The organism is Ignatzschineria sp. LJL83 (assembly GCF_054871845.1).
This window is the reverse complement of sequence record NZ_JBTXLY010000008.1, coordinates 122,410-131,458: the sequence shown is the minus strand read 5'-3', so window position 1 is coordinate 131,458 and position 9,049 is coordinate 122,410. Positions and strand designations below refer to the sequence as shown.

Genomic DNA, 9,049 nt, shown 5'->3' with positions numbered 1-9,049 from the left:
AGCGCTATGGTACCACCTGATCCCATCCCGAACTCAGAAGTGAAACGTAGCTGCGCCGATGGTAGTGTGGGAGATCCCATGTGAGAGTAGGTCACCCCCAGGGTTTAATTTGAGAAGCCTCTAGTTCGAACGGACTAGAGGCTTTTTCTTTGCCGGAAGGAAAAGTGGAAAAGGTAAAACTCAAGAATAAGGTTATGGAGGAAAAGAAATAAAAAGTAGAGATAAGAGTAGGGTTAGCGAACTTGATTTATAGAGGTCATATTTTGAAATAAATATTGGTCTGTTAGTAATGATGAAGTAAGTATCGCTTTTAAACCGAGAGTCTTATTCCTACATATTATGAATTCCAAAATCATGGCTAAAAGATTTATTTCATATAGCAGGCATTTAGGGGGATATAAGTATCCGTGCCAAACGATTATTAGACTCCCCTTGTTTTGCAAAAAAACTTTCTTAAGCTGATACTTCCTAAAAAGGATCAATATTGTGAATGCAGGCGCTGAAATGGAGATCTAAGAGATATATGATAGAATCTCGGCTGAATATATAGATGGATGATTCGATTGTCATTATTACTGATTCTTTTTATGAAAAGCTTCTTGCTAATAAGGATATGAAATCTTATTCTAACTTATTAATATTATTATAAGAGTTAGGAGAGTTTTATGAATAGAGACAATTTTAAAGAGGTTGTTGAAGCGACATTGGATAATATTCAACAAGGAGGAAGACCTTTTGGAGCTTCTGTTGTGAAAGATGGCAAAGTTGTAGCAACAGCCGTGAATACAATGCTTCATGATCTTGATCCTACTGCGCATGCGGAAATGTCGGCGATTCGTAAAGCGGCAAAGGTATTAGGAACGGTAGATCTTTCGGGATGTGTGATTTATGCAAGTGGAGAGCCTTGCCCAATGTGCCAAGCGGCGATGTATATGGCAGGAATTCGAGAAGCGTATTATATTTTTTCCAATGAAGATGGTGCACCATACAATCTATCTACGGCAATAATTGCAGACGAGATGAGAAAAATGCCGGAAGAGCGAACGGGTTTTACCTTTCAGCAAGTATTAGTAGAGGAGAGAGAAAAATATCCGCATCTTTACCAAGTTTGGAGCGAAAGAGAGTAGGGAACTACTAAAAGCTTTATTAATCGGCAATCTGTGAATATACTTAGGAAGAACAAAGAATGCCGGTAATTTTAAAGAGATGCGTTTTAAAGAGAGATTTTCGAGCATTTTCAGAATTGTTTTAAAAAGTATCTTTAAACAGGCATCTTTAAATATTTGAAACCATAAAAAACCCGCAATAGAGAGTTATTGCGGGTTTTTGTTGATAAAATTTTATCTATTTTAGATGAAAATATTAAGCGTTAAGTGCTCTTGTTAAGATCTCAAGACCTTTGTTAAGCTCTTCATCAGTAATTGTTAATGGTGCTAAGAAACGAACAACGTTGCTATTGATTCCTGCAGAGATTAACAAAAGACCATTTGCGTTTGCGTAGTCTGTAATTCTTGATGTTCTTTCTGCATCTGGTTCACGAGTTTTAGGATCTTTTACGATCTCAGCTGCAACCATTGCACCTAAACGGCGGATATCACCGATGTAAGCGTGAGTTTTTTGTTGCTCTTCAAGATAGTTTTGAAGTGTTGCACCAAGTTTTTCAGCTTTTTCGTTAAGGTTTTCTTCTTCAACGATATCCATAACTGCAAGCGCAGCTGCACATGCAAGTGGGCTACCTGAGAACGTTCCACCAAGTTCACCTGGGTTTGGTGCGTTTACGATTTCCGCACGACCAACTACCGCACTTAAAGGAATCCCTGCCGCTAATGATTTTGAAGTAGTCATTAAGTCAGGAACGATTCCGAAATGTTCCATTGCAAAAAGTTTACCTGTACGTGAGAAACCTGCTTGGATTTCGTCAGCTACGAAAACGATGCCGTTTGCTTGACAAAAATCATATACGTGTTGAACGAAACGTTGTGCAGGAACGATGAAACCACCTTCACCTTGAACTGGTTCCATTACGATGCAAGCTGTTGTTTCAGCAGATGCAGTTGCTTTGAAGAACTCGTCAAAACGTGCAATTGTATCATCGATGTACTCATCTTCAGTCATGTGAGCAGGACGTTGATAGCTGTATGGGAATGGTGCTTGGTAGATATCAGAAGCAAAAGGACCGAAACCTACTTTGTATGGTTTAACTTTACTTGTCATACCCATTGTAAGGTTTGTACGACCGTGGAATGCACGGTAGAACGATACAACGCCTGGACGACCTGTGAATTTACGCGCAATTTTTACCGCATTTTCTACAGCTTCAGCACCTGTGTTGAAAAGGATCGCTTTCTTGTCGTGGTCACCGTCTGTGATTTCGCAAAGACGCTTACAAACTTCAAGGTAGCTTTCATACATCATGACGTTGAAACCAGGATGCGTGTAATGATCTAATTGTGCTTTAACTGCTTCAACAACTTTAGGATGACTATGACCAACGTTCATTACGCCAATCGCACCTGCAAAATCGATGAACTCTTCACCTTTTTCAGTTGTGATTGTTGCATTTTTCGCAGAAGTCGCAATGTTTAAGTTACCGTTACTAACACCACGAGCTACGTATTTATTGCGTATATCTTGAAGTTGTTCCGTTGTGTATGCCATTTTTAATTCCTTATCTTAAAAGATTTTTTGGTGAAAATTGAAAAAAGATATTTTACTTGTCGCCTTTTTTACGATTGATTTATATCAATAAAACTGTAAAGAGGGCGGTAGAAAGGATAAAACCTTGCGATTTTATCCTTTAAATTAGATTAAAAATTTAGATTAAATTTTAAATGCTTATTTGCTCATGCTTGCAGCTTTGTAAGCTTGTGCTTGCGCTGGGTTTTTATGCATGAAGAGGAAGTATGCACCGATTAAATACCAACCTAATACAAGGCTCCACTCAATTGGGAAGCTTAATTCTGCCGGCATTCCTGGTAAGTAGAGTGATAAGAAACCAATACTTAAAATTACTGCTAACCAACCAATTGTTTTCGGCCATTTCACTGCATAAGGGCGCTCTAAATTTGGCTCAATTTTACGAAGTTGTAAGAATGCGAGCGTTACAACGAGGTACCCTAAAACAACACCGATACTTCCTGCATTTACTAACCAGTTCAACGCTTGACGACCTAATAATGGTGCTAAGAACGCTAATACTGTTAAGAAGATAATCGCATTGGATGGTGTTTCATATTTTGGATGCATTTTTGCAAACCATGCAGGTAACATTCCACGAATTGCCATTGCGTACATGATACGGCTTCCACCGATTACAAATGCGTTCCAGCTTGTGATAATACCTGCGATACCGCCCACAACTAATACTTTACCTAAGAATTGGCTATTGAAGAGATTAGCCATTGCATCCGCTGTTGCAAGTTTAGAAGTTGCAAGCTCTGAATGTGGTAAACCGATAGATACGCCGTAGATGATTAAAATGTAGAAGAGAAGTGCAGAAACGATTGCAATTACTAACATTTTACCAATAGATTTTGTTGCTTTTACTTCTGATGCGATTTGTGGGATTACGTCAAATCCAACGAACATGAAAGGAACCATGATTAAAACTTGCATCATGCCATCAAAACCGCCGTTGAAGTAAGGTTTCAAGTTTTCGCTGTCACCATATGCGCCGGCACCGAAAATGAGTAAGAAACCCACTGAAACGATCGCAATTGTAAATACTGTTTGGAAGATGGTTGCTGAACGAATACCGCGATAGTTCAAAGCACCTAAGAAAAGTGCACCTACTGAACCGATTAACGCCCATGTTAAGTAAACTTCTGAACCTGCAAGATTCCAAAGTCTTACTTTGTGCTCAAGCGGTGTTAAGTAGTCAATAACGGTTGGAAGTGCCACAGCTTCGAAAGCGATTACAGACATATAACCAAAAAGTACAGACCAACCTGCTAAGAATGAAAGAGGAGTATTGAATGCTCTTTGAACAAACGCAACACCGCCCCCAGTTTCTGGAATTGCAGTTGCAAGTTCAGCGTAGGTTAAACCAATAAGAATGATGAGTAAGCCACCGCCGGCAAATGCAATAGATGCACCTAAGAAACCTGCTGTTGCGACCCATTCGCCTGATAGGATTACCCAGCCCCAACCGAGCATGGCACCCATCGCTAAGAATAGGACATCCATAGATGATATTTTTTTATTCATAATTTCCCCCTTCACGGTTTGTAGTCGGTAGTGATGAGATCACTTTTTGTTGCTACAAAGTACGTGATTAGTTCCTTATTTTATATATATGAAGTTGTTAGAAGTTGTTATATAAATCCCTATTGACTGATATGTTGCATGCAATAGGGAGATAGATAGTTATTGCATAAGTGAAATCATTTTGCAACAAATAGCATTCATTCTATTTGTCTTGAAAGTGAGGATTTATGGAGGTTACAAAGGTAGTTTATAAATGAAATCTAAGGTTTAGATTAATCTAAGGAAGGATTAATTAGAAATGTTTTTGTGCTATTTTTTTATCAAAAAAGTCTTTTTAAATTGATAATTTATGTGTTTTCAAATGAATAAAGGTGAGTTTGAATTTTGATCAATAGATTAAGGGGTTGGTTCAATATATTAAAATATAATCTTTATGAGAATCGGTTTTAAAAAAGTGTCTTCATTCAAAATAATTTGAGCTGAAAAGTAAATTTTTAGTGAAAAAATTATAAAAAAGTTTCTCTGAAAATCGTGATCAAAGCTTCCATAAATCATTTTATTCGAAAGTATGAGAGATTTTTTAGGGTTTATAAATTCTTATGAAGGATTCTGAATTGGAGTTTTATAAGACATCAATAGATATCAATAAGGCATTAATCAGGCGTCATAAGCTCGATGTTGTTCAAAAGTGATTCATTTTACGCTTTATGATGATGAGAAATATTTTGGTGTTTTTAAGCGAATCTTTGAGGAGAATAAAAAGAAGATAAATGCTCAAAGCGCATCAATAAACATAAATAGAATCATTTTAGAATGTAAAAGTGCGTCAAAGAAGGTATAAAAGAAAGTTCTGATCAGCATCGAAAGAGAACGGAGATTATTTAAAGTATCTGCAGAGATGAATTTTTAGAAGTTATCTCTGCTATTCAATATTGTGAATCAATATGGCGAATCAATCGATGTGAATCAATCAATATTAATAAATAGGAGGAAGTTTTGAATTATCGTTGGATTTTAACCATCGCAACGTTGTTGCCGATGACATTCTATTATCTGCAATTAAATTTAGCGCCCAAAGCATTAGCGACCCATTTCGTGATGGGAATACCTGGGTCGATCTTTTGGGGTGTGGTGGTGATGTTTTGGGGCGTATTAATGGCGGTTCTATATGTGCTTTTTCAGCAGAAACTCACGAAACAGACATCACGGACTTCATGAGAAATGACGTGAGATGGAGAAGATGGATAGATCCTTGAATAAAATCATCAATCATCAATCATCGAACGAAAACACGGGTGAAAACATGAATAAAAACATGAATAAAAACCACCCAACGAGATTTCGGTGAAGGAATTACAAAAATGGGTTTGAAGGAAAGGCAGAGCAGTGATCTCTATTTTGAAAGAGGAATTAGCTATATTTTCCAACATTTCCCAATCTCTATATTTCTATATCGCTCCTTCTAGAAACCTATATAGATATATAGATGCATTCCGAGATACATTCCGAAGCATTTTTCATCTTCCCAAATATTTTTTAGAGTTTAGAGCCATTTTTATAGCTCTATTTCTATTTCGCATTGATTACTAAACATTGACTATGACGCATTCAACAAACAAAAATATTGCCCAATACTTTCTTGCAGGGCGCTCCATTGGTTCAACGCAAAATGCCTTAGCACTTGCCGGCGATTATCTCTCTGCGGCAGCTTTTTTGGGCTCTATTGCCATGTATTTCAGTCAAGGCATGGATTCCCTTTTTTATGCAGTGGCAACGCTCATCGGCTGGACGTTACTGCTTGTGCTCTTTTCCGATAAATTACGGCAAACAGAAGCCTTTACCTTTTCTGATGTGATTAATCGTGGATTTAATAGCCAGCGGTTAAAAGCGCTTAGTGCCACAACGAGCATTTTAATATCGCTCTTCTATCTATTAGTACAACTGATGGGCGCCGGCACATTACTGTCGCTCCTATTTGATGTGCCATATACATTATCACTACTTCTAATCGGCGCATTGACCGGCATTTTAGTATTGCTGGGCGGTATGAAAGCAACGACCATTGTACAGAGCGTGAAAGCGATTTTGCTCTTCCTATTTGCCGGCATTATGACCTTTTTAGTGCTACAATCTTTTGAATTTTCTCTTACGAATCTTTTTGTGCGAGTTGCCAGCTTATCGGGCTTTAATGCATTAATGCCAAGTCCGGCAATTAGCTCCGGCATTGAGCAGATTTCCCTGATTTTGGGATTAGTATTGGGGTTGCTTGGATTGCCACATATCTTAATGCGTTTCTTTACCGTAAAAGATGAAAAGACGGCGCTCTATTCCGCTGCCGGCACCACCTTCTTAATTGCGCTATTTTTTACGTTGAATCTGATCATTGGTTTCGGAGCATTTGTCTTACTAAACGGCGAAGTGCTAGAAGGCGGTAATAATATGGCGCTTCTGCATTTAGCGGAGTTATTAGGCGGATCGAGCTTTCAGTGGATTTTAGCGGTATTAGTATTTATTACCGTATTAGCAGTAATCGCCGGCTTAGTCATGGCGGCAAGTGCGAGTATTACTCATGATTTGATACCAATCTTAATGCCAAAACAGACCGGAAATCTCTTTATTGCCAGAGTTTCCATCATCGGCTTATTCCTTGCCGGCGTAGGTTTAGCGTATCTATTTAAAGGCGTGAACTTGGCGTTTCTCTTTGGAATTGCTTTCGCTTGGGTAGCAAGTGCGCACTTTCCGGTGATGTTTTGCCGATTTTACTTAAAAGGCTTTAATGAAAAAGGCGCGTTCTATTCTTTATTGATTGGTGCGCTTGGAAGCTTGATCTTCATTATTTCGAGTAACACTGTTTGGGTGAATATCTTTGGCTTTAGTGAATTGCATCCTTACCGTAGTCCAACGCTATTCATATTACCGCTGAGCTTCCTAACATTATGGTTCCTTCGGGATCGGAAAGTGGGCAAAGCTTAAACGAAATGCCGTATCATCGCCACCAAAGAAGCTATTTTTGGTGGCTTTTGCCGAAAGGGTTTGCAATCTTTCTTCCACTAATTTTGAGCTGTTTGGCTTTAATAACTCGGCATAGAGATGAAACCCACCTGTTGGAGCTTGGTATGTTAAAAGATCCGAAAGATTGTCATCTACCCAATGCTCTAATGATTTTGAACGTTTCGCGAGATCTTGTTGAAGTTTGAGTTCATGATCTTTGGAGTAATGTTGTAGATAAAATTCTGCCATAAATTGTGGTAAGGAACTTAAACCAGAATCGAGCTGTTGGCGAATATTGGCTAAATGCTCGGTAATTGCCGGCGGTGCAATCATCCAACCAATGCGAATCGATCTTCCTAAATATTTAGAAAGAGAGCTTAGATAAATCACATTATCATGCTGATCTTGCATTTTGATGGGTGAAATATTGAGATGATCTTCAAACTTAATCTGCGCATAAGCATCATCTTCAATAATGAGAATACGTTTTCGCTCACAATAATCTAACAGCGCTTTTTTACGCTGTGGAGAAATTACTTTGCCGGTGGGATTGTGGAAAATCGGATTAATAAAGATCATCTTGAGCGAATGTTTATGCACGAGTTCATCGAGCTTTTCGATCATAATGCCATCTCTATCCATGGGAATGCCGTAAATCCGAATGCCGAGCGCCTGAAAGATCGAGAGCGAATAGAAATAAGAAGGATTTTCAATGGCAACGGCATCGCCGGTTTTCAGTAAACCGAGCGCAATCAGTGAAATGGCTTGTTGCGTGCCGGAAGTGATCAGCACTTCATGTAAGTCTACTTGCCATTGATGACGATCTAAGAGATAAGATTGCACCGTTTGCCTTAATCTCTGTGTGCCTAAACGCGATGCACTATTTTCTTGTTCTGCTTCCAATAGTAATTGCCAATCAATCTCCGGCAATTGCAGATTTGGGTAAAGCTCTAACGGCAAATCCCCGTTGGTGAGATCAAAGGTTACCGGCGCTTCAAACGCTTTTTTCTCCGTTATCTGATTCCACTGCATTCTTGGCTCGGTGAATAATCCCCATTTTTGCGGATTAATAAAAGTGCCGGCACCAATTTTACGAATAATGATATTCCGCTCATGAAGCTCTTCCATCGCTCGAACGACGGTAGAACGATTCACATTGAAAAACTGGCTCAAATCTCTTTCAGATGGTAAACGCTCGCCGGGTTGTAATTTGCCGGTAAATGCGGCGGTTTCGATCACTTCAATGATCTGTTGATAGAGCGGTTTATTGAGATCTTTTTGCAGAGAGTAGAGCATAGTTCAAAAGTTTTATAGTAATAACAGTGGAAAGTTGAATTGAAATTGAATGAAATTTGATGTGATAAAAATCGATTTTCATCATGAACGTAACATTGTGAAAAGAGCAATAGTATTGCGTAGTACTTCATTAGTGTGCATCTATATAATATATACCCAATTTACGATATAGATAGATTGTCTATCCTTGCTAATCCTTTTTTGAAGAAAAAAATGGATGATAACTAATGAATATTAGATCTTTTCATGGCAATAAACCCCCATTTTTTTAAATATTTATCATGTGATCAGATTTTTTTATAAATTTTATCGCGATTTTTATAAAAACGGATGAAGAATTAGTGCTAATAGATGAATATGTTACCTTATTTTTGTTAATAAATATAAAGTGGATGGGTCTTTAATCATCCAAATGGCTCTTTTGAGGAAGAATAAGTGCGTGTATTGTTTCTTATTGAAGATTTTAGAAGAAGATTGCGCTTTTAATCAGGCTTTTTAGATCACTTTTTAGGATCTATTTAAGCAAGAATAGAAGCGTTTGAAAGTGGCAGTTTAT

Annotated in this window: 6 protein-coding genes and 1 rRNA gene; 4 read left to right on the top strand and 3 right to left on the bottom strand. The window is 38.2% G+C overall.

Annotation, left to right across the window (positions count from 1 at the left end; all coding sequences use genetic code 11):
• Both rrf and ACYSN2_RS06870 read left to right on the top strand, forming a co-directional pair.
• Window positions 1-103 (top strand): 5S ribosomal RNA (rrf, locus tag ACYSN2_RS06875); the annotation flags it as partial.
• A 562-nt stretch (window positions 104-665) separates the two neighbouring features.
• The gene (locus ACYSN2_RS06870) at window positions 666-1,127 is read left to right on the top strand and encodes a nucleoside deaminase (RefSeq protein WP_461749513.1); all 462 of its coding nucleotides are present in this window, start codon (window positions 666-668) and stop codon (window positions 1,125-1,127) included.
• A 235-nt stretch (window positions 1,128-1,362) separates the two neighbouring features.
• Here the strand turns inward: ACYSN2_RS06870 and gabT are convergent, their stop codons facing one another.
• Both gabT and ACYSN2_RS06860 read right to left on the bottom strand, forming a co-directional pair.
• The gene (gene gabT / locus ACYSN2_RS06865; protein ID WP_461749512.1) at window positions 1,363-2,658 is read right to left on the bottom strand and encodes a 4-aminobutyrate--2-oxoglutarate transaminase; all 1,296 of its coding nucleotides are present in this window, start codon (window positions 2,656-2,658) and stop codon (window positions 1,363-1,365) included.
• Between the two features lie 177 nt (window positions 2,659-2,835).
• On the bottom strand, window positions 2,836-4,185 hold the full coding sequence (locus tag ACYSN2_RS06860) for an APC family permease (protein WP_461749517.1): 1,350 nt from the start codon (window positions 4,183-4,185) through the stop codon (window positions 2,836-2,838).
• A 1,017-nt stretch (window positions 4,186-5,202) separates the two neighbouring features.
• Here ACYSN2_RS06860 and ACYSN2_RS06855 point away from each other — a divergent pair.
• Together ACYSN2_RS06855 and ACYSN2_RS06850 are read left to right on the top strand one after the other, a co-directional pair.
• Window positions 5,203-5,424 carry a hypothetical protein gene (locus ACYSN2_RS06855; RefSeq protein WP_461749511.1) on the top strand — a complete coding sequence of 74 codons (222 nt, stop codon included), beginning with the start codon at window positions 5,203-5,205 and terminating at the stop codon, window positions 5,422-5,424.
• 381 nt (window positions 5,425-5,805) lie between these two features.
• Entirely contained in the window at window positions 5,806-7,179 is a 1,374-nt protein-coding gene (locus ACYSN2_RS06850; RefSeq protein ID WP_461749510.1) for a solute symporter family protein, read from the top strand.
• Here ACYSN2_RS06850 and ACYSN2_RS06845 read toward each other — a convergent pair.
• Window positions 7,141-8,493: an aminotransferase-like domain-containing protein gene (locus ACYSN2_RS06845; RefSeq protein ID WP_461749509.1), complete on the bottom strand. Its 1,353-nt coding sequence runs from the start codon at window positions 8,491-8,493 to the stop codon at window positions 7,141-7,143. The genes ACYSN2_RS06850 and ACYSN2_RS06845 overlap by 39 nt on opposite strands.
• Between the last annotated feature and the right edge of the window lie 556 nt (window positions 8,494-9,049).